A 21,633-nucleotide genomic window follows, 5' to 3' on the forward strand; every position below is an offset into this window, starting at 1 on the left:
GACAGAATGATTCGGTGGCTGCACCGAATTCGCTGATCTCCTTGCTGGGCCGGACCCCCGACCCTGAGCAGCTTCGCCATGTCCACACGATCCCTGCTCGAAAGGCCGTCAATGAGCCTTGGCCGGCCTGGGTGCATCCGGATGTTGTGGCTGCTTACGACACCTTGGGTATCCAGGAACCGTACCGGCACCAGATCCAGGCCGCGGACATAGCCCATGGCGGCCAGCACGTGGTCATCGCCACCGGAACCGCTTCGGGGAAGTCCCTGGCGTACCAACTGCCGGCCTTGGATGCCATCCACCGATCCGAATTGCGGGTCCTGGCTGATCCGGGGAAAATCCACGACGACGGCGCCGTCACGCTCTACCTCTCCCCCACCAAGGCCCTGGCTGCAGACCAACTCGCCGCGATCCGCGCCTTGAAGTTGCCCACCGTCCGGGCCGAAACCTACGACGGCGACACTGACGTCTCGTCGCGTCGGTGGATCCGCGACCACGCCAATTTCATCCTGGCGAACCCGGACATGCTGCACTTCGGGATCCTGCCCAACCACACGTGGTGGGCCAGGTTCTTCCGGAGGCTTCGCTACGTGATCGTGGACGAAGCACACAGCTACCGTGGAGTCTTTGGCTCGCATGTAGCGAACCTCATGAGGCGTCTGCGCCGGATCTGCGCCTACTACGGCGCGGGGACCTCCTTCCCCGAGCCGGTGTTCATCGCGGCCTCGGCCACCGCCTCCGATCCCGCTGTCTCCTTTGGCAGGCTTATCGGTGCCCCGGTGCGGGAAGTGTCCGAGGATTGCTCCCCGCACGGATCCACCACAGTGGCCTTCTGGGAGCCTGCACTGACTGACGTCAAAGGTGAAAACGGGGCCAAACAGCGGCGGACGGCAGTCGCCGAAACGGCCGACATCCTGGCCAACCTGGTTTCCTCGCGGGTCCGCACCATCGCGTTCATCAAGTCCCGGCGCGGGGCGGAGTCCATTGCGTCCATTACCAAGAGGCTTCTGGACGAGGTGGATCCCAGCCTGCCGGGGCGGGTGGCTGCCTACAGATCCGGTTATCTGCCCGAAGAACGGCGTGCCCTGGAACAAGCACTGAGATCCGGCCAACTGCTCGGAGTCTCCAGCACGTCTGCCCTTGAACTGGGCATCGATATCTCGGGACTGGACGCTGTGCTGGTGGCGGGGTGGCCCGGGACGCGGGCTTCGCTGTTCCAACAGATTGGCCGCGCAGGGCGTGCCGGACAGGACGCGATCGCTGCGTTCGTTGCCAGCGACGACCCCCTGGACACCTACTTGGTGAATCACCCCGAGGCCATCTTTGACGTGTCGGTGGAAGCCACTGTCTTCGATCCGGGCAACCCCTATGTCCTTGGCCCGCACTTGTGCGCGGCGGCCGCGGAGTTGCCCATCGGCCCGGCGGAACTCGACCTTTTCGGCCCCACGGCAGAGGGCCTCCTTGATCGCTTGGTGGCCCAGGGCTATCTCCGCAAGAGGCCGGCAGGATGGTTCTGGACACACCCGGAAAGCGCAGCCGGGATGGTGAACCTGCGGGCCGACGGCGGTGGACCGGTGAGCATCGTGGACGCCGAGACCGGGTCCCTCCTGGGAACCATGGACTCGCCACAAACGCATTACCAGGCCCACACAGGGGCAATCTACGTCCATCAGGGCGACAGCTATCTGGTGGAGGATCTCAATGAGACCGACCACTGCGTCATGGTCCGCCGCGTGAACCCCGACTTCTACACCACGGCACGGGACGTGACGCAGATCGAGGTGCTGGAAACCACACGCACCGTTCAATGGGGCGACATCACCGTGCACTTCGGCGACGTCAAAGTAACCACCCAAGTAGTTTCCTTCCAACGCAAGGCATTGATTTCAAATGAGATCCTCGGCGAGGAACCGCTGGATCTCGGAGCCCGGGATCTCTTTACCAAGGCCGTCTGGTTTGTAGTGGACAACCGCTCGCTGCACGGCGCCGGACTGGTGGAAGCTGAGTTCCCCGGCGCGCTCCATGCCGCAGAACACGCCGCCATCGGCCTTCTGCCCTTGGTGGCGTCAAGCGACCGCTGGGACATCGGCGGCGTTTCCACCGCCCTGCACGCCGACACCGGGGTACCTACGATCTTTGTCTACGACGGACATCCCGGAGGCGCCGGATTCGCGGAGCGGGGCTTCGAAAAAGCCAAAACCTGGTTGACCGCGACCCGGGAGGCCATCAAGGCCTGTGAATGCGAGGCCGGCTGCCCGTCCTGCGTCCAGTCGCCCAAATGCGGCAACAAGAACAATCCCCTGGACAAGGCAGCCGCCATCACCCTCCTCGGCGTCCTGCTGAAGGACGCCGTCTAAGCGCTCCGGCAGTTACGGTGGGGGTCCCGCTCTGGCGTGGCCCGAGGCGACTCCTACGTTGAAGGGGTAAGCCAACTCGGTAACCACCTCCACGATCTCCCCACCTGTCACCACGCAGGATGCCAGGGTTACGTGGTGCTGCCCCACCACGCTTTCCGCCACGGCGCAAGGCTCTCCCGACGTCAGGCCCCGGGCAGCATCGGCTCCTGCAAGGGCCGCGAGGTCGGCAGCAGACGCCGCCCGGGAGGCCATGACTGCTGCTTGTGCCAACAGGAGCAGGCCAAGCAGGAGGGCGATCACCACAGCACCCAAGGCCAGCGCAAGCACCGTCCCGGACCCGCGCTCTGAATCGACGTTGATGGTTCGGTTCCTCATGGAGTTCCCGTCTCTGCGCGAGCGGCCGCCGAAGCTGTCAGGCGCCATGGGATCAACGACCCCAAGGCGCCCCCAACCGGTGATGAGGCAGTGACCGTGAGCCAGCTGCCGTCGTCGGTCACCGACGACGTGACATCCTTCCCCGCAAGCCGTCCGACGGTATCTTTCACCGAGTCAATGGACTCGTCCCGCGCTGCGGCCCTGGCCCCGGCCCTCACAGCCTCTTCCAGCCGCAATTGTGTGAGGCCGGCAGCGCCGCCTGCCAACAGGAAAGCCAGTAGCAACACCACAGCCGGCAAGGCGACAGCGAACTCGGCAGTGACGGCGCCCCGCTCCCGCACTGCTGCGACCACTCTCCTGCGGGCAGGCAGCACTTCTGTCATGGCAGCGACAAAGCCGTGCGGATGACGTTGAGCAGGAAGCCCCGGACTTCTTCGCTGCGCAGGATGACCACGAGCAATCCGGCCAGGCCAACGGCGGCCAGGGTGGTGATCGCGTACTCGGCGGTGGCCATGCCCGTTTCCGAACCCATCAACCCTTTCAGGGAGCCGGTCCGTGGGCGACTGTTCGACCGGCGGCCTTGCCTGGTTCGCAAACGCACGGATGTTGCGCCCGGTTCGGGTTCCCGGAGCGCCACAACCGCTTGGCTTGACTCTGCCGTACGGGCGGGGAGGGATGGGACACTTGGGCCGATGAGCGCGGCGAGGGGCGGGCTGACTGTTGTTTTCACGGTGTGTTCCTTTCAAGGGATGCCAGCATTCACTGGCTGCTTTGACTCTTCCGCGGCCCGGGCAGGCCTCGGAAGAACCGGATTCCTGCAAGTGGAAAACCCCTCCGGATCGACCGCATGTGGAGGAGCAGTGCCGCGGAGCGCGGCCGAGCGACGGCGGAACGTCCGCTTCAGGCCGCGGGAAGCATGGCGATCAGTACGGGCACGATGCCCAGGCAGATGAAGGCCGGAAGGGAGCATAGCCCCAACGGCACCACGAGTTTCACGCCCAACGCCGCGGCACGTTTCTCTGCCGCCCGGAAGTGCTCGCGCCGTTCCCTGGCTGCCTGCGCATAGAGGATCGACGCGGAGGGAGCTCCGGTCAGAGCGGCGAAGGCGAGGGCATCCCTCAGGCTCAGCGCCTCAGGGGCGTGTCGCTGAGGCGTCTGCCACGCGGTTTCCCAGTCGGCGCCAATGGCCAGCGCCGCTACAACGGGTCTCAACGAGTGATTGATCGGGGGCGACGCCGCTCTGGCGAGGAGTTCCAATGCCCTCCCTATCCCCGCCCCGGCATCCAGCATGGAAGCCGTCAGCTCCAGCATCATGGCGGTGTCGCGAAGGCCGTCCGCTGCGGCGCTCACGGTCTCCCGATCCTCGCCGTCCGACGCTGTGCCGGGCACGCTTGATGTCCCGGGCATGTTTGATGTGCCGGGCACGCCCGATCTACCGGCCCGATATGCAAGGAGCCAGCTTGCGCGGTGCCGGAGCGGGAATGAAACGAACGCTGCGAGCGCCAGGACGCCCATCATCAAGAGGACCCCTGCTCCGGGCATCAGTTTCCTCCCACCGCGGCTGCAACCAACTTCGACGACCAGATGCGTCCCGCTGCTGTGAGCAGAAGACCGGTCGCGAAAGTGGCAATGCCCCAGGGGTTGTCCAGCAGGATACCCAGGGGGTCCACACCCAGCGCCATGCCGAGTGCCAGCCCGAGCAGCGGCAGCCACGACAGCAGCCGAACGGTGGCCTTCGGCCCCGCGAGCGCTGTTCGGCGTGCCGCCTCGGTATCCTCTTCGGCTTCCAGTTGTGCCGCGAACCGGGCCAAGAGCTCTGCCAAGGGGCATCCACTGCTTTCGGCAACGTCGAGGCAGGCAGCCAGTTCCATCCACACCCTGCGCTCGGAGCTTCCCCGGGATGGGTAACTCTGCGCTGCAGTTCCGCGGATCGCTTCAGCCGGGGAATTTCCCACGCTGGACGCGGCCCGCGCCGCAGCCAGTACTTTTAGCGACGTGGCGGAAAGCGAGGCAACACCACTTCCGACATGGGCAGGCGCGGCAGCTTCCCCCGAGGATTGGGAGGCATGGACAAGCCACAGTTCTTCCCATAGGCGCGACGTTCCCCGGCCTCCCCGCAGGAGTGCCGCCAATTGCTGGACCAGGACCACAAGGGGCAGACCCCCGGCAGGTCGATGACGCCGCAACCGCAGGAACGGGAACAGGAGTGGCGAACGGGCGAGAGCCTCCCCTTCCATGCCCAGGCTGTTCGCCAGGCGGCGGCGATCAGACTGGTTGCTCCGGAACTGCAGCCACGCAGCCAAAGCCAAGGCGAGGACGAAGACGACTGTCATGGGTGGTGGTTCAGGGAAAGGCGACCGGAGAGTTCCGGCCACGCCGGTCCGTGCGATATCCCGGTTGGACCCAGGCTGAGGGCGGAGACCACTTCCGGTCCTTTCGGGGTTTGGGTCATCACTCCGATGGAAGCCACCCTGCGTCCGGAGTGGTTCCTGGCCACATGGATGATGGCGTCCAGGGCCGAGGAGACCTGCAACCGGACGGCCTCGGCATTCAACCCGGCTAATGCGCCGAGGGCAACAAGGCGCGCGGGCACCGCTTCGGCTGTGTTGGCGTGAATGGTGCCACCGCCACCGGTATGGCCCGTGTTCAAGGCCGTCAGCAGTTCACGGACCTCAGCACCCCGGCATTCCCCGACGATCAGCCGGTCCGGCCGCATGCGCAGCGCCTGGCGGACCAGTTCACCCAGGTCCAACGTGCCTCCGCCCTCAAGATTTCCGTGGCGGGATTCAAGGCTGACAACGTGGGGATGGACCGGGTTGAGTTCTGCAGCGTCCTCAATCAGCACTATGCGTTCGCCCGGATCGCTGAGGCCAAGTAGGGTGGACAGGAGGGTGGTCTTCCCTGATCCCGTGGCCCCGCTGATCAGGAAGCTCAGCCTCTGCGCGATGATGGCCCGGAGAACCGTCTCCACCCTGTCGCAGAACATGCCGCTTTCCCGCAGCTCCGACAGTGTGAAGACTTCTTCGCGGCGGATGCGGATGGACAAGAGGGTTCCGGCGGTGGAGATGGGAGACAGCACTGCGTGCACCCGGTAGCCGCCCTTCAGCCGGACGTCCACGCACGGGGAACCGTCGTCCAGCCGGCGCCCGCCGGCGGCAACCAGCCGGGATGCGAGAGAACGTAACTGGTGCTCGGCGTCAAAACGAAGTGAACTGCGTTCCAGGCCCCGCCCGCGGTCGAACCACACCGAATCCGGTGCATTGACGAAAATGTCAGTGACGGCCGGGTCGTGGGCGAGCTGCTGTAAAGGTCCGAGCCCGTTCAGTTCGGCATTGATCGATTCTGCGGCTTCCAAAGCTCCGGCAGTGCCCAGCAACCTGCCGCTGGCCTGCACAGCTGCTGCCACCGAGGAGGGAGTGACTGGTCCGTTGTTGGCAAGTACCGAGCCGCGAACCGTTTCAAGCAGTACCGAGTCCAGTTTCGGGTTCTGACGGCGGCGTGGACCGTCAACGAAGCGGCTCACTGGATGGCTCCGTTCAGCTCCAGCACCTCGTCCGTGAAGCGGCCGACGCTCTTGCGTCTGCCCATTTCAAGCAAGCGGCCCAGTTCCGTGCCTGCGGCGACGCCCCGCACCTCGGGAACAACGCCGACCAATGGGAGCCCGAGCGATTCGGCGATGAAGGAGGGGCTGACGGGCGATGCGTTGCTCCCGCGCACGATCAGCCCTGTCTCCACGGGTGGAAGTTCGTTCAGGATCCGGGCGGATGCGACTGCAGACCTGAGGTGGGCGGTGGTCAGCAACAACAGTTTGTCGCAGTCCCACGCGAGTCTTCCCACGCCTTCGCCGCTGCGCCCGAGGTCCACGATGATGAGTTCGAACCCCCGGCGCGCAGCGTCCATGATGGCGGCAACGGCACCAGCATCGGGACTCTTCACCGCTTCCCGCGTCCCCGGCCAGGACAAGTACGCGAATCCACCGGCGGCAGGCAAGGAATCCCTGAACTGGGCAGGATCAATACTGCCCCGGCTTTCCTGGAAATCCGGCCATCGCAGACCCGGGACAGACCCGTCCGTCAGGGCAAGTTCCAGCCCGCCTCCCCAAGGATCTCCGTCAATAAGGAGGGTACTGACGCCTTCCGAGGCTGCGGCCTGGGCAAGCCAGATGGCCGCTGTTGACGCGCCGGCGCCGCCGCAACCGCCGACGATCCCCGTCACTGTTCCTCCGGGGTCGGGCGCTCCGGACATGCTCAGATACTCGGCCAGCCAAGCGGCTGCTTCCGGAAGGACTGCCACCCGGTCGGCCCCCAGCGCAGCAGCCAACCTCCAAAGCCCTTCTCCTTCACCCGCCCTGCCCAGCAGTACTGAGGGCGGCCGCCGTCGAGGTGGCAGTTCACGAACATCGCTGCCCACCAAGACAACGTCCGCGCTGTCCCATCCGTGGACGGCTTCGGTCACGCCGACGGCTGTTCGAAGCGTTCCACCTGCCGCGGCCACCACCCGTTTTGCCTCCTCCTGGAGGTACGGATCCGCCGAAACGAGGAGTACCCCGGAGGCATCCCGGGGCAGCCACGATCTGTTCGGCTCACCTTCCGTTGCGGGGCTGATGGATTGCCGGTGCCTACGATTTCGCTTGCTCATGGAACCACAGTGGCCGAATCCCGGAACCCCGGTAAGGAGCGGACGCCCGTATGTGCAAAACCCGCTCACGGGATGCGCCAACAAGGGATGTGGAGGACAAGTAACGCGCAAAAAGTCCGGCTGCACGCCGGCAGCGCAAGCAACAGGGCAGAATGGAACGCATGTATTTGCTGCTCGCCGCCCACCCGGATGGCGCAGCCATACAGCGGCTCTCCCCCACCGGGAAGGCAACTGCCGACGCCCGCGTCCTCACCCGTGGTGAGCTGGCCGGCGTCGTCCGTGAATCCGAAGCCCAGCGGCCCCGCTGGGTGTGGCAACGCGCGCAGGACTGGTACCCCGAACTGCTGGCCCAGGGCGTCGAGCTGGAGCGGTGCCACGACCTGGCGCTGTGCGGGGCAATCCTGGCGCACTCGGAATTCACCGCCCACACGGACTATGCGAAGAATGCGGTCAAGCTCACCCAGGACGACGACGGCCCTCCCCGCATCCTCCAGCCGCCACCACCGCCGGCGGACCAGGGCGCCCTCTTCGAGGACCTTTCCCCGGCGGCTCCGGGGGCTGGGCTGGCCGAACTGAAGGCGGAGTTCGCGGCCCAACAGCAAGCGGTCGCCGACCTGACTACTGACAACCAATGCAGGCAACGGCTGCAGTTGCTGCTCGCAGCGGAATCGGCGTGCGCGATCATTGCCGTCGAAATGCAGCATGCCGGGGTCCCCTGGCGTGAGGAGCTGCATCAGCAGATCCTGGCCGACGTGCTCGGCCCCCGACCGGCACCCGGACACAGGCCTCCTGCTTTGGAAGCTCTCTGCGCTGAGTTGCGGACCATCCTCAACTCACCCGGTCTGAACCCCGATTCCCCGCAGGATCTGATGCGCGCCCTCCACCGCAACGGCATCGAGGTCAAGAGCACACGGCAGTGGGAACTCCAGGAGTCCAAGCACCCGGCCATCCAGCCGTTGCTCGCCTACAAAAAGCTCTCCCGGCTGCACACAGCCAATGGATGGGCATGGTTGGATGCGTGGGTCCGTGATGGACGGTTCCATCCCGAATACGTGGTGGGTGGCGTGGTGTCAGGCCGCTGGGCCTCGCGTGGTGGAGGCGCCCTGCAGATCCCGCGCAATATCCGTGCAGCGGTCCATGCTGACCCGGGACACAAACTGATCGTGGCTGACGCGTCGCAGTTGGAGCCCCGGGTTCTGGTGGCCTTGGCCCAGGACACAAAAATGGCCGAGGCTGCCCGCGACAAGGACCTCTACGCCGGCATCGCAGCCCAAGGCTTTGGCGGCGACCGGGCGAAGGCGAAGATTGCACTGCTGGGTGCGATTTACGGAGCCACCACCGGCGAATCGGGCAGGCTCATGCCCCAATTGGCCCGAACGTATCCCCGCGCCGTGGGGTTCGTGGAACAGGCCGCCCGCGAGGGCGAGGCCGGCAGGACTGTCACCACCCGGCTTGGCCGGAGCAGCCCGCCGCCTTCTGTTGGCTGGCTGCGGAGCCAGCAATCGACCACCGCCGAGGAACAACGCCGGGCGGACAATCTGGCCCGCTCACGCGGCCGCTTCACACGCAACTTTGTCGTCCAGGGTTCTGCAGCTGAGTGGGCTGCCTGCTGGCTCGCGGAATTACGACGCCGGTTGCGGGCTTTGCGCTCGGAAGGGTCGCCGTCCGGGGAGCTCGTGTTTTTCCTGCACGATGAGGTGATGGTCCACGCCCCCGATATCGCCGTGGACGCCTGCATCCGTGCCATTGAAGAGTCCGCTGCGGCTGCGAAAGAGCTCATGTTCGGCCGGATCCCGGTGGAGTTCCCGGTGAGCGTCGCCGTCGTCGAATCCTACGACAGGGCGAAATAGCCGCACAGTAGCCGCCAGGTTGAACACTTTCCAGTCACATCTCGCCGTATGAGGCGCGATGACCCACGAATGACGGTTGACTTTGGTTCGCTGCCGCTTGCCGATATTTTCACAGTGTGGGCAGCTTCAGCGACCCACAGGGCATGCAGGAAAGCATCACAAGGGGGAAAAGCATGGCAGGCAGGTTTGAAATTCTCAAGGAAAACGATCGGGCATACCGGTTCCGCCTCACGGCAGCCGATGGAACCGTGGTGGCGGAGTCGCCGACGTTCCCGCACCTTGACGGCGTTGTGGCCGGTATCAAGGCCGTTCGGGAGAATGCGGCCACCGGCTTGATCGTGGACCGTTCGACGCCGGCACGCGAGGCCGCCTGAACGGCTGCACCGGCGGCGCCGTCAGAGGTCGAGGTGGTGAAGGTTGGCTCTGTCCCAAGGCACGGTCCAACCCAGCTCGTCGAAGAGGCCGCTGAGGACCATACCGGTGAAGCCCCACACCAGCACGCCGTTGATGGTGAAGCCCGGGCTTGTGTAGGTTCGGCCCAAGCGGGAAATCGTGGCGGTGACGCGGTTGGCAGGGTCCAGCAGATCCCGGACCGGAACCCTGAACACCTGTGCCGATTCAGCGTAGTCCACCACACGGACAGGCGACGGGGCATCCCACCATGCCAACACCGGCGTTACCCGGAAGTTGCTGCGGATGAGTCCAAGCTCCGGGATCACGCCAAGGACGCGGACACCGCCGGCATCCAGCCCCGTTTCTTCTACTGCTTCGCGCAGGGCGGCTGCCACCACTGACTCGTCTTCTGGGTCCACGCTGCCGCCCGGGAATGCCACTTGCCCCGGGTGGTCATCCAGGGTGTGCGCCCGTTCCAGCAGCAGGACGTCAAGGTCTGCGGGTGCGATCTGCCGTCCTGACTCGGCGGGAACATCATCAAGGACGCCAAAAAGCATGAGGACGGCAGCTGCGCGGTTGGTCTCGGCCGTGACCGGGAGCAGGTCCCATAGGGCGGAATCCTTCTGCTGACCCGCCTCAAAACGGGACACCAGCGCGGTCAGTTCCTCCAGCGCGGTCACCCGGGCCTCCTTTGCGATTCCATGCGGATCTCCGCGGCGCGGTCTGTCTCGGCCAGCAGCCTTTCCAGCAATTCCTCGTTGCCGGGGGCCAGCTCATACTTCAGGAGTTTGGCGGCCTTGACGGGGTCCGTTTCGCCTTCCCCGTAGCTGGGACACAGGCTGGCCACCGGGCACGCGCCGCAGGCCGGCTTCCGGGAGTGGCAAACCCGCCGTCCGTGGAAAACCACACGGTGCGACAACATGGTCCAGTCCCGGGGTTCAAACAATTCGGCGACATCAAATTCGATCTTGACGGGGTCGTCGGACTCCGTCCATCCGAATCTGCGGGCCAGGCGGCCAAAGTGCGTGTCAACGGTGATTCCGGGAATCCCGAAGGCGTTTCCCAGGACCACATTGGCGGTCTTGCGCCCGACACCAGGGAGCGTCACCAGGTCCTCAAGCCTGCCGGGGACCTCGCCGTCGTACTCATCCACCAGCCGCGTGCTTAGCGCCAGGACGTTCCGGGCTTTGGCCCGGAAGAAGCCCGTCGGCTGGAGGATCGCCTCCAGCTCGGCGGGCTCGGCTTCGGCCATGGCCCGGGCATCGGGGTAGCGGGCGAACAGGATCTTGGTGACCTGGTTGACCGCGACGTCCGTGGTTTGGGCGGATAGGACCGTGGCCACCACCAGCTCGAAGGGATTCCTGAAGTCCAGCTCCGCGTGCGCGTAGGGATACTTCTCAGCGAGGACCCTGTTGATCTTGCGGGCCCTGCGCTTGAGTGCGAGCAGCGAACCAGCTTCGGCGATGGCCACGGCGTCCCTGCCTAGCCGCGTTCGATGTTGCTGAGCTCCCGGAGAACCCCGACCTTGCCGTCGGTGTCCTGGACCAGGAACTCATGGCCACGGTCTTCGAGCGCGAGCACCCAGCCGCCTGGTTCGATGACGAAGGCGGGAGCGCCCGATTGTTCGTCGTATGCGGTGCGGGGCTGGGCCACGGCGAACCAAAACGCCTCGTACTGCGGCGCGTCGGACTCTTCCGGCCGGCTGGCGGGATCCACTGTTGCGCCGATGGAGTCGCTGACCTTCCGGGTGTCTCCGGAGACGATCGGGGTGGCCATGGTGGCAGCCCACGGCTGTTGGGTGGCGGCCTGCTGGGCTCCTGTCTGCGGCGCGGCGGGCTGCTGTGCGGCCGGCTGCTGCGGGTGCTGGGTGGTGGCCGGTTCGGCAGCCACGGGCCGGGAGACCGCGGACTCGTCCGCGGTCTGCTGATCCTTCACGGCGTCTGCGCGCTCAGGCGACGCTGACCCGGCGTGTTCAGATACGGCAGCGGCTTCGGGGCCGGCAGCCGGCTCCCCAAAGGGCTTGGAGTCGGCAGAGTGCACGACGGCGGGAGCTTCCGTTACAGGCGACGGCGTGCTTCCGTAGGTTGCCGGCGGAGCAAAGGGGCTGGCGACGGCATTGGCACTGCCAGTAGCGGAGTTTCCGGCGCCGGGAGCACCCGCGCCCGGGCCGGCTGCAGATGCGGCAGTGGCAGCGGGACCGGATGCAGGGTACGCCGCTGAGGACCCTTGATAACCCGCACCCGCGTTGGCAGCGCCCGGAGTGACCGTTGACGTCGTCGCGGTGGGCTTGGGAGCCTTGGGCTCTTTCGGTGCCTTGGGTGCAACCGGCTTGCGGCTGGGCACCGCTGCTTCACGGGCGACAACATGGGCCGGAGTCTCAGCGCGGCCCTTGAAATCGGCGGACAGCAAGGGCAGGTGCGGGGCAAGGACCGTCGCGGCCAGCAAGCCCACGGAACCAATCAAGCCCAGAAGCACGCTGCCATTGAAGTCAATGGCAAGGGTCAGGAAGAACAGGGGGAACGCAAAGGACGCTGTCACGGAGGCGAACTGATCGATGGACAGCGAGCCAACCCGGATGATCGTCCCCGGCTGCAAGCGCCGGGCGACAAAGAGGGCAACAACAACCAGGGGCAGGATGATGCCCAGCAGGAGGAAGAACAGGTTTCCGAGGTTCCACAGGTTGTAGAGCGAGCCGAACATCGGCAGGAGGGACGCGACGAACATCAGCAGCGTCGAGCCAAAGACGGTGAGGTCCCGGATGGTGAAGGGGCCGGCGACGGCGTCGAACTTGGCGGCGCCGTTTGTTGTGGCATCGCTTTTTCCCGGCACGGCAGCGGTGTCCTCCGCAGCGGCGTTGCTACTTGCTGCTGTGGCCGTTCCAGCCGTCGTGTCCGGTCCCGTCGGCTGTGAGTCGTGCGGTCCTGGGCTCAGCTGGTTCATGTATTTCTCCTTCGTACGGCGGCGCCTTGGGCAGTCCGGTCCGGTGATCCACGCGGGATTCCGCGGCAACACCGGACACGCCTGAAGATGCGTCCCAAGACTTCTTCAGCCTATGCCACCCCACTGACAGCCTTCTAGCTGAAAACGGTCATACTGCCCGGCCCACAGGGAACTCCAAGGTTACTTACAGAATCCGGCACGCCTTCCGGGGTCCGCAGCGGCAGGCGGGCACCGCCGTCGGGCGTCATGTAAGCGTTTCCTCGACGCCCAAGGTGCCATTCGGCGCTAAAAATGCGCCGCTCGCTGCCGCGTTTGTGACCACGCACACGTAGGACCTTTCGAGGCGATAGTGTGGAAGGCGGACAATACTCTGCGGACCTCACGGCGGGCTCCGCGCAGCAAAGATCGATGAATAATGAGGTTCACCATGTCCCAGGACACCACCGGATCCACGGCCACCGCTGCAGCTTCTTCGGCTCAGAACGGGCAGGCCCCACACGTAGAGGCGCTTGAAAACCTCCTTCACGAGAACCGCAAGTTCGCGCCTTCGGAAGAGTTCGCTTCGAACGCCATCACGTCAGCAAATGCCTATAAAGAAGCTGAGGCTGACCGCCCGGCTTTTTGGGCCAAGCAGGCCCGCGAGTTGCTGACCTGGGATAAGGACTTCACCGAGGCCTTGGATTGGTCCAACCCGCCGTTCGCGAAGTGGTTCGTCGGTGGCGAGATCAACGCGGCCTACAACGCGCTGGACCGGCACGTGGAGAACGGCCTGGGCGACCGCGTCGCCATCTACTTCGAGGGTGAGCCCGGTGATACCCGCAGCTACACGTACGCGGAGCTGACCGAAGAGGTCAAGAAGGCCGCCAACGCCTTCGAGTCCCTCGGCGTGGCCAAGGGCGACCGTGTGGCCGTGTACCTGCCCATGATCCCCGAAGCGGTCATCACGTTGCTTGCCTGCGCCAGGATCGGTGCCGTGCACTCCGTGGTGTTCGGCGGCTTCTCCGCTGACGCGTTGCGTTCCCGGATCGAGGACGCCGAAGCCAAGCTGGTGGTCACCGCCGATGGCACCTACCGCCGCGGCAAGCCCTCCGCCCTGAAGCCGGCCGTTGACGAAGCCCTCTCCAAGCCCGGTCATACGGTCCAGAACGTCGTGGTGGTCAAGCGCAACGGCGAGGACGTCAACTGGGTCGAAGGCCGCGACCTCTGGTGGTCCGACACCGTGGACAAGGCATCCAACGAGCACACCGCCGTCGGGCATGACTCCGAGCACCCGCTGTTCATCCTCTACACCTCCGGTACCACGGGCAAGCCCAAGGGCATCCTGCACACCACCGGCGGCTACCTCACCCAGGGCGCCTACACGCACAAAGCCGTGTTCGACCTCCACCCCGAAACGGACGTGTACTGGTGCACCGCCGACGTCGGATGGGTCACCGGCCACTCCTACGTCACCTACGCACCGCTCATCAACGGCGCCACCCAGGTCATGTACGAAGGCACCCCCGACTCCCCGCACCAGGGCCGCTGGTGGGAAATCGTGGAGAAGTACAAGGTCTCCATCCTCTACACCGCCCCCACCGCGATCCGGACGTTCATGAAGTGGGGCCGGGACATCCCGGACAAGTACGACCTCTCCTCCATCCGCGTCCTCGGCTCCGTGGGTGAATCCATCAACCCCGAAGCGTGGATGTGGTACCGGGACGTCATCGGCGGCAACGCCGGCAAGAACGGCGAGAAGAAAGAACACCCGGCCCCGATCGTGGACACCTGGTGGCAGACCGAAACCGGCGCGCAAATGATCGCCCCGCTGCCCGGTGTGACCGCCACCAAGCCCGGCTCCGCGCAGGTTCCGCTGCCCGGCATCGCCGTGGACGTGGTGGACGAAAACGGCCAATCGGTAGCCAACGGCGAAGGCGGCTACCTGGTGGTCCGCGAACCGTGGCCCTCCATGCTCCGCGGCATCTGGGGCGACCCGGAACGGTTCAAGGACACCTACTGGTCCCGCTTCGAGGCCATGTACTTCGCCGGCGACGGTGCCAAGAAGGACGAAGACGGCGACGTCTGGCTCCTGGGCCGCGTGGACGACGTCATGAACGTCTCCGGCCACCGCCTCTCCACCACCGAAATCGAATCCGCCCTCGTCAGCCACCCGTCCGTCGCGGAAGCAGCAGTGGTCGGTGCCGCTGACGAGACTACCGGCCAGGCCGTCGTCGCGTTCGTCATCCTCCGCGGTGACGCCGTGAACAACGGCGACGAAACCGTGCTGGAACTGCGCAACCACGTGGGCAAGGAAATCGGACCGATCGCCAAGCCCAAGCAGCTGCTGATCGTCCCGGAACTGCCCAAGACCCGTTCCGGCAAGATCGTGCGCCGTCTCCTCAAAGACATCGCAGAAGGCCGCGACACCGGCGACGCCACCACCCTGGCCGACCCCGGAATCATGACCCAGATCGCCGAGTCGCTGCGCAAGTAGCGTCCCGGACCCGGCATAACGACGTCGCCGCCCACCTCCCGAGGTGAGCGGCGACGTCGTGCGTTTAATGGCGTCGTCACGCCTTTAAACGGGGGCCGCGCCCTAGACTGGAGCCAGACTCAGACCCATGTTTGACGAGGATCCCAGAAAGGCCCTGATGCTTCAGGCAGCACGCCACTCCGCCATCATCGATGCCGTCCAGCGCGAACGCGTGGTGCGGGTCTCTGATCTTGCCCAACAGCTGGGTGTCTCCCCCATGACCGTTCGCCGGGACATCGAAGCCCTCGAGGAAACGGGCCGGGTTGAGCGCATCCATGGCGGAGCCAAGCTGCCCGGCGACGCCAGCACCCACGAACCCGGATTCGAACTGAAATCCACGCAGCTTACCGCCGAAAAGCATGCCATCGCCGTCGAGGCTGCTTCCATGGTCCAGGAGGGCATGGCGATTGGCCTGAGTGCAGGTACCACCACCTGGGCCCTGGCCAAGGAACTGGTCAATGGGCCCCGGATCACCGTGGTGACCAACTCCGTGCGGATTGCGGATCTTTTCCACCACGGCGCTTCCTCGGGCCCTGGCCGCTTCGGATCCACGGTAATCCTGATCGGCGGCGAGCGCACTCCGTCGGACGCCCTGGTAGGCCCGATCGCCACCGCTTCGCTGAAGCAGCTCCACCTTGACCTCCTTTTCCTGGGTGTCCACGGCATGGACGCGCAAGCCGGTTTCACGACGCCCAACCTGCTGGAGGCAGAGACCGACCGCGCCTTCATGTCCTCGGCACGCAGCACCGTTGTCCTTGCCGACCACAGCAAATGGGGCGTGGTGGGCATTGCCTCGATTGCCCAGCTGGAAGAGACGGATGAACTCATTACCGACTCGCTTCTTGGGGAAGATGCGCGCCGCGTACTGGCTGAAAGCGTCGCGAAACTGAGGATCGCGGAGGCGTAAGCCCTCATACCCCGGGTGGAGGCCGGCGCGCAGAGTTCACCCGGTAGACGGACGCTGCGGCGTGCGCTCATTGGCGATGCTGGTCTTATGAACGCCATCCTCCACGCTCAGCAACTCACAAAGCACTACCCCGGCAGCATCGCCCTGGACCACGTCGACTTCACTGCGAACGCCGGGGAATCCATCGCGATCATCGGGCCGTCAGGTTCGGGCAAGACGACGCTTCTGCATTGCCTCGCCGGAATTTTGAGGCCCGACGCCGGCTCCATCACCTTGAGCACTCCCTCGGCGCCGCTCCGGTTGGACAGCCTGGGGGACGCGGCACTCTCGCGCCTGCGACGCGAAGAGTTCGGCTTCGTCTTCCAGCAGGGAATGCTCCTGCCGGAACTGACTGCCGTGGAGAACGTCGCCCTGGCGTTGATGCTGAACGGCACCGACCGCCCGACGTCCGAGTCCCGCGCTGCGGAGTGGCTCGCTGCCCTGGGCCTGGCGGGTATGGAACAGCGCCGGCTCGGTGAACTGTCCGGCGGACAGGTCCAGCGTGTGGCCATCGCCCGCGCCCAGGTGACAGGTGCCAGGGTGGTCTTTGCCGATGAGCCCACCGGCGCCCTGGACTCGGCAACGTCAGCCGAGGTCCTTGATGTGCTGCTGCATTCTGTGGCCGCCAACGGGCGGACCCTGCTGGTTGTCACCCACGATCCCAATGTGGCTGCGCGCTGCCAACGCGTGGTGGAACTCCGCGATGGCAGGATCGTGGCGGACAGCGGCAGCACCGTTGCCAGTCCGGTCCAGACGGCTCCCACGACCACTAACTTCAAGGGTGCCTTCAATGTCTAGCCTCAGCCTGGCCCTGCGCCTCACCCCGTATCTCGCGCGAAGCAGTGGCAGCAGCCTCCGCGAAACCGCCCTTCGCGACGCCGGGCTGCCCATCCTTGCCTTCGGGACCGTCACTGCCCTCCTGCTCACCGTTGCCGGTGGCTCACAGGTCTTCTGGTCCTGGACTGACGACATCGCCGGCACTTACCAGGCCTTGGCCGTCGTCGCCATGGTCCTGCTCATCATCCCGTTGCTGACCCTCGGCGCCTCAGCCGCGCGACTGGCCGCCCGGCGTCGTGATGACCGCTTGGCTTCCTTGCGTCTGCTGGGCGCGAACAGCGCGACGGTGGTCTGGATGACGGTCATTGAGTCCACGGCCCTGGCAGCTGTAGGCGCGGTGGCTGGTGCCGGACTGTACGCCTGCGCGGCTCCGTTCCTGGGCCTGATCCAGTTCCGCGGTCAGGCGATCGGCGGCCACGCGTGGTTGTCCGTTCCTTCCATCCTGGGCTGTGTCCTGGCGGTCTGCGTTCTCGCAGCGGCGAGCGCCGCGTTGGGACTGCGGAAGGTGGTGGTGACGCCGCTGGGCGTCCGGACCAGGCAGACGGCCGACGGCGCCCATTGGGTTCGCGGTCTCATTGCGGCTGTCGTTGTGGTGACCGGAGTGGTGGCGATGGGGATGCTCAGCAGCTTCGGGGCTTTCATTGTGATCATCGCCGTGATGGGCGGCTGCTTCGGTTTGGCCCTCCTGGCGCTGAACCTCATGGGCCCCTGGATCCTGCGCCTGCGGGCATCCTCGCAATTGAAGCGTGCCAAGGGTCCGGAGCAGTTGTTGGCTGCAAGGACCGTACTGGAGAGTCCCAAGGAATCGTGGCGGCAAGTTGGGAGCGTCGCGATGACCAGTTTTGTGGGAGTCTTCGTCGGGGTGGGCATGGCGGTGGCCGACACCATGGGAGGCAGTGCGGGGGACGAAACCGCCCTGCTGGTTCGGGACATCAATACCGGCGTGATGATCACGCTGCTGGGTTCGTTCCTGATGGTGGCATGCTCAGCCGGGGTGAACCAAGCTGCGGCAGTCCTTGACCGGGCCTCGACACTGGTAGCCCTGGACCGGGTGGGAATGCCCCGGAAACTGATGGTGGCGGCACGGGTCAAGGCGGTGATGTCGCCCCTGTTCCTGGTGGCGGGCATTTCCGCAGCCGCTGCCGCGCTCCTGGTCCTGCCGCTGACAGGTGCCGTCCTGTTGACCCAGCCTGTGGTGTTCCTGACCATCGGCGGGGTGTTCGCGGCCGGCTTCCTGCTGGTCCGCTTGGCTGTCGCGGCCGGCACTGCGCAGATCGGCCAGGTGCTGGCCCGCCCGGAGCGCTACGCGAGCATGGACTCGTAGCCCCCGGCCCGCGCCGCCCCCACTGCCCGCGCCGAGGTGCCATCCCGGCGGAGCTATTTACAGCCGCACGACTGCCGGATGATGAGCTCGGTAGGCAGGATCTGGTGCTGCAGTTCCTCGCCGCGCCCCTTGCCCACCAGGGCCCGGACTGCCGCCTGTGCCATCGCCTTGACCGGCTGGGCAACCGTGGTGAGGGCCGGCCAACTGTATTCGGCGTCCAGGGAGCCATCGAACGAGACCAGGGCCAACTCGTCGGGAACCCGGACACCGGCTTCGTGGAGGGCGCGAAGAATGCCGATGGCCTGCATGTCATTGCTGGCAAAGATGGCGGTGGGACGGTTCGCCATGGAGAGGAACCGCTTGCCCACTTCGTAGCCTCCGGGACGGCTGAAGGGGCCGTGGAGCATCGGACCGTCCGGCAACCCGGCCTCGCGCAGGGCGGCGAGCCAGCCGACCTCACGGCCATCCAACTGGTTGCCTGTGTTGGTGCCGATTGCCAGGCCGATGTTGCGGTGTCCATGGCCGATCAGGTGACCCACCGCAGCCCGTGCCCCGGCCTCCAGGTCGACTCCCACGCTGTTGAAGCCGGGCGGGGATCCTGCGTTGTTCAGGAGGACAGCCGGGATTTCCGAGGCTTCCAACTCGGTGACATCGGGATCGAACACACAGCTGGCCAGAAACACCCCATCCACCTGCCGGGCGGCGAGGGTCCGGATGTTCTTGCGTTCGCGGGTCAGGCTTCCGTCCGAGTTCGTCAGCACCATGCCGAAGCCAAGTTCGGCCGCGGCGTCCTCCACCGCGTGGGCAAGCTGGGTGAAGAACGGGTTGGTGTTGTCCGGCACCACCACGCCAATGGTTTCGCTGGAACCCAGCTTCAGCGCGCGCGCCGCGGCGTTGGGCCGGTAGCCGAGGACGCGGATGGCTTCGCGGACTTTGGCTTCCGTTGCCGGGGCCACGTTCTTGGGCCCACCGTTCACCACATAACTCACGACGGCGGTACTCACCCCGGCGTACCGGGCCACGTCTTTGCGTGTAACCGGGCCGCGCGGGGTTTGTACAGCTGTTGTTGTCATGGGGTAAATGCTAGCTACTCCACGGGAGCATCACCGAAGTCGCGGATGGGAAGACGCTCCCCGCCCCGAAGCGCGGACTCGTGGGCCACGATGCCGGGAAGGGTGAAGCGGGCAGCCACCCAAGCGTTGACCGGCGGAAGGCTGCGGTTGTTCACGGCCGTCACAAAGTCGTCCACCAGGAATTGGTGGCTGCCCTCGTGTCCATTGGGCGCCCCGAGGAACGCTTCCGGGAGGCGGGACTGGTCGTGAACCGGGGCCAGTCCTGAGATGAAGGCGTCCCGCAGCTCCGGAGCCACGTCAGCCAGTGAGGGATCATCGGCGGACATGGTGGGCTTCGTTTCCACCTGCTCGGATACGTCCTCCACGGTGGACTTGTCCTGCCACACTGTGGTGGTTGCCAGTTGCTCGAAGCTGGCTTCGGTGCCGAAGAAGCGGAACCGGGACTCCCGGATGTGCGAGGGGTAGCCCACGCGGCGCATCTCGTTGGTCCGCATCGCACCGCCGTCGTTCATTTCGAACAGTGCGGTCGCGTTGGAGAAGTCATTGGCGAACATGCTGACGTCCTTGTCGAAGACGCCGTCGCCCCGCTGGTCCTTGACCCCGATGCAGCTCACGCTGACCGCATGTCCGGGCACGGCGCCCAGGACCCCGCCGATGGCGTGCGTGGGATAGAGCATGGGCGGGTAGCTGGCAGTTTCCTTCCACCGTTCCCCGCCACTGTACTGGTAGGCCTCGTAGAAGCCGAGGTCCATGTCGTGGACGTAGTCGCCCTCGGTGTAGAAGATCCGGCCGAATTTGCCGGCTTGGTGCTGCTGCCGGGCGAAGACAGTGGCGGGGTTGTAGTAGCTGGTCTCGCCCATGGCGTAGACCAGTTTCGTCTCGCGGACGGCCTCGATGATGCGCTCGATCTCTTCTTCGGAGATGGCCATGGGAACCGCTGAGTAGACGTGCTTTCCGGCCCGGAGGGCGTGCTCCACCAAGGGCCCGTGCGTCCACCGCTGCGTGAAGATGGCGACAGCATCGACGTCGGACTCCAACAGATCCTCGAAGGAGGCCATGGTGCCGTCCAGCCCCCAGCGCTCCTGCGCTGCGGCGGCGCGTTCAGGCAGCTCGTCCACCGCGTAGACCTCGCTGACACCGGGGTGGAGCTTGAAGAGGTGGGCGAACTGGCTGCCGAACTGCCCGGCGCCCACAACACCTATTGAAAACGTCATTGTTTACCTTTCCTGTGGCTACGGGTGCAGCCGCTTGTCTGTCGCATGACACGTACGGACGAGTTTCGCATCACGATCTACACGAGTCAACAGAAACAACATTTCTGAACATTTTTCATCAAAATCTTGCGTCAGCTCTTGCCAAGCCAAAATCTACTCGTGTAGATTCGCCTCCAGTTGTTACCAGCATCACTCCCACGAAAGGGTCGACGATGACCACGCTCACCAAGCAACCGGATCCGGGGCTCTCGGCCAAGGCGCCGCGGAAGTCACGGAAGCGGGGAAAACCATCCGACGGGTTCCGCGGCATCGGAGACCTGAAGGTCGCACTCTTCTTCATAGCTCCAGCGATGGTCGGATTGATCCTCTTCTACCTCGTCCCCACCATCCGGGGCATCTACCTCAGCTTCACCGAGTACAGCATCCTCGGCGACCCGGAATGGATCGGCGCACGGAACTACGAACGCATTGCCAAGGATCCGCTGTTCTGGAACGCCTTGAGCGTCACGGCGGAATACGTGGTGATCAACATCGTCCTTCAGACGGCGCTGGCCCTGGGCCTGGCAATCCTGATGCACCGCGTCGCAAAGTCGACCATCATCCGCGGTGCGCTCCTGATGCCGTACCTGATGGCAAACGTCATCGCGGCCCTCCTGTGGTTTTGGATGCTCGACTACCAGATCGGCATCATCAACCAAATCATCGAATGGACCGGACTGCCCCGCGTAGCCTTCTTCGGCAGCGAGCAATGGGCCATCCCCACCCAAGCACTCATCAACACCTGGCGGCACATGGGTTACACAGCCCTCCTGATCTTCGCCGGACTCCAGGCCATCCCGAACAGTGTCTACGAAGCCGCCAGCATCGATGGTTCCAAGGCCATGAACACTTTCTGGCGGATCACCCTCCCGCTGCTGCGACCCGTTCTGGTACTGGTCCTGGTAGTAACCGTGATCGGTTCCTTCCAGGTTTTCGACACCGTCGCGGTCACCACAGCCGGCGGTCCCGTCAACGCCACCCGCGTGCTGCAGTTCTACATCTACCAGCGCGCCTTCAACGAGCAGGACTTCGGCTACGGATCCGCCCTGGCTGTCATCCTCTTCCTCATCCTCGCCATCGTCGCTTTTATCCAGATGAAATTCCTCCGCGGCAACCAGTCGGACCTGGACTAAGG

20 protein-coding genes are annotated in these 21,633 nt (G+C 65.3%); 8 read left to right on the plus strand and 12 right to left on the minus strand.

Going from position 1 to position 21,633, the window contains the following annotated elements:
* Positions 1–14: 14 nt before the first annotated feature.
* On the plus strand, positions 15–2,357 hold the full coding sequence (locus tag HMI60_RS16035; RefSeq protein WP_064721415.1) for a DEAD/DEAH box helicase: 2,343 nt from the start codon (positions 15–17) through the stop codon (positions 2,355–2,357).
* 12 nt (positions 2,358–2,369) lie between these two features.
* On the opposite strand, the gene HMI60_RS16040 is transcribed toward HMI60_RS16035, so the two are convergent.
* The 7 genes from HMI60_RS16040 to ssd all read right to left on the minus strand — a co-directional run bounded on the left by HMI60_RS16040 (position 2,370) and on the right by ssd (position 7,370).
* Positions 2,370–2,732: an Rv3654c family TadE-like protein gene (locus HMI60_RS16040; protein ID WP_039242804.1), complete on the minus strand. Its 363-nt coding sequence runs from the start codon at positions 2,730–2,732 to the stop codon at positions 2,370–2,372.
* Positions 2,729–3,115, minus strand: coding sequence for a TadE family type IV pilus minor pilin (locus HMI60_RS16045; protein WP_193589969.1), 387 nt, complete (start codon positions 3,113–3,115; stop codon positions 2,729–2,731). The genes HMI60_RS16040 and HMI60_RS16045 overlap by 4 nt, the downstream gene beginning before the upstream one ends.
* The gene (locus HMI60_RS21295; RefSeq protein WP_370584108.1) at positions 3,112–3,333 is read right to left on the minus strand and encodes a DUF4244 domain-containing protein; all 222 of its coding nucleotides are present in this window, start codon (positions 3,331–3,333) and stop codon (positions 3,112–3,114) included. The genes HMI60_RS16045 and HMI60_RS21295 overlap by 4 nt, the downstream gene beginning before the upstream one ends.
* A 299-nt stretch (positions 3,334–3,632) precedes the next feature.
* Positions 3,633–4,274 carry a type II secretion system F family protein gene (locus HMI60_RS16055; RefSeq protein WP_193589970.1) on the minus strand — a complete coding sequence of 214 codons (642 nt, stop codon included), beginning with the start codon at positions 4,272–4,274 and terminating at the stop codon, positions 3,633–3,635.
* Entirely contained in the window at positions 4,274–5,065 is a 792-nt protein-coding gene (locus HMI60_RS16060) for a hypothetical protein (RefSeq protein WP_193589971.1), read from the minus strand. Before HMI60_RS16060 ends, HMI60_RS16055 begins: the two co-directional genes overlap by 1 nt.
* Positions 5,062–6,255: a TadA family conjugal transfer-associated ATPase gene (locus HMI60_RS16065; protein WP_193589972.1), complete on the minus strand. Its 1,194-nt coding sequence runs from the start codon at positions 6,253–6,255 to the stop codon at positions 5,062–5,064. The genes HMI60_RS16060 and HMI60_RS16065 overlap by 4 nt, the downstream gene beginning before the upstream one ends.
* Entirely contained in the window at positions 6,252–7,370 is a 1,119-nt protein-coding gene (ssd, locus tag HMI60_RS16070) for a septum site-determining protein Ssd (RefSeq protein ID WP_227453562.1), read from the minus strand. Before ssd ends, HMI60_RS16065 begins: the two co-directional genes overlap by 4 nt.
* Positions 7,371–7,531: 161 nt before the next feature.
* On the opposite strand from ssd, the gene HMI60_RS16075 reads away from it, so the two are divergent.
* Positions 7,532–9,220: a bifunctional 3'-5' exonuclease/DNA polymerase gene (locus HMI60_RS16075; protein WP_193591203.1), complete on the plus strand. Its 1,689-nt coding sequence runs from the start codon at positions 7,532–7,534 to the stop codon at positions 9,218–9,220.
* A 173-nt stretch (positions 9,221–9,393) separates the two neighbouring features.
* On the plus strand, positions 9,394–9,594 hold the full coding sequence (locus HMI60_RS16080) for a DUF1508 domain-containing protein (protein ID WP_193589973.1): 201 nt from the start codon (positions 9,394–9,396) through the stop codon (positions 9,592–9,594).
* Positions 9,595–9,615: 21 nt separating this feature from the next.
* Here HMI60_RS16080 and HMI60_RS16085 read toward each other — a convergent pair whose 3' ends face one another.
* From HMI60_RS16085 to HMI60_RS16095, 3 genes are read right to left on the minus strand one after another with little or no spacing between them, the layout of a single operon-like run.
* Entirely contained in the window at positions 9,616–10,293 is a 678-nt protein-coding gene (locus HMI60_RS16085; protein ID WP_018777034.1) for a CoA pyrophosphatase, read from the minus strand.
* Positions 10,290–11,084: an endonuclease III gene (gene nth, locus HMI60_RS16090; RefSeq protein ID WP_018777035.1), complete on the minus strand. Its 795-nt coding sequence runs from the start codon at positions 11,082–11,084 to the stop codon at positions 10,290–10,292. The genes HMI60_RS16085 and nth overlap by 4 nt, the downstream gene beginning before the upstream one ends.
* Positions 11,085–11,095: 11 nt before the next feature.
* Positions 11,096–12,553 (minus strand): hypothetical protein, encoded by a 1,458-nt coding sequence (locus HMI60_RS16095; protein ID WP_018777036.1) that lies wholly within the window; start codon positions 12,551–12,553, stop codon positions 11,096–11,098.
* 427 nt (positions 12,554–12,980) lie between these two features.
* On the opposite strand from HMI60_RS16095, the gene acs reads away from it, so the two are divergent.
* The 4 genes from acs (at position 12,981) to HMI60_RS16115 (ending at position 18,172) form a co-directional block, all read left to right on the plus strand.
* Entirely contained in the window at positions 12,981–15,026 is a 2,046-nt protein-coding gene (gene acs, locus HMI60_RS16100) for an acetate--CoA ligase (RefSeq protein WP_018777037.1), read from the plus strand.
* A gap of 157 nt (positions 15,027–15,183) precedes the next feature.
* Positions 15,184–15,972: a DeoR/GlpR family DNA-binding transcription regulator gene (locus HMI60_RS16105; RefSeq protein ID WP_026267067.1), complete on the plus strand. Its 789-nt coding sequence runs from the start codon at positions 15,184–15,186 to the stop codon at positions 15,970–15,972.
* Positions 15,973–16,059: 87 nt separating this feature from the next.
* Entirely contained in the window at positions 16,060–16,809 is a 750-nt protein-coding gene (locus tag HMI60_RS16110; RefSeq protein WP_193589974.1) for an ABC transporter ATP-binding protein, read from the plus strand.
* Complete coding sequence (locus HMI60_RS16115) at positions 16,802–18,172, plus strand: FtsX-like permease family protein (RefSeq protein ID WP_227453563.1); 1,371 nt, start codon at positions 16,802–16,804, stop codon at positions 18,170–18,172. Before HMI60_RS16110 ends, HMI60_RS16115 begins: the two co-directional genes overlap by 8 nt.
* Positions 18,173–18,225: 53 nt before the next feature.
* On the opposite strand, the gene HMI60_RS16120 is transcribed toward HMI60_RS16115, so the two are convergent.
* Positions 18,226–19,245, minus strand: coding sequence for a LacI family DNA-binding transcriptional regulator (locus tag HMI60_RS16120; protein ID WP_193589975.1), 1,020 nt, complete (start codon positions 19,243–19,245; stop codon positions 18,226–18,228).
* Between the two features lie 14 nt (positions 19,246–19,259).
* Entirely contained in the window at positions 19,260–20,459 is a 1,200-nt protein-coding gene (locus HMI60_RS16125; protein ID WP_193589976.1) for a Gfo/Idh/MocA family protein, read from the minus strand.
* Positions 20,460–20,671: 212 nt separating this feature from the next.
* On the opposite strand from HMI60_RS16125, the gene HMI60_RS16130 reads away from it, so the two are divergent.
* Positions 20,672–21,631, plus strand: coding sequence for a carbohydrate ABC transporter permease (locus HMI60_RS16130; RefSeq protein WP_018777043.1), 960 nt, complete (start codon positions 20,672–20,674; stop codon positions 21,629–21,631).
* Positions 21,632–21,633: the final 2 nt, after the last annotated feature.

The sequence above is a fragment of the Paenarthrobacter sp. YJN-D genome, assembly GCF_015040335.1.
GTDB classification, from domain to species: Bacteria; Actinomycetota; Actinomycetes; order Actinomycetales; family Micrococcaceae; genus Arthrobacter; species Arthrobacter nicotinovorans.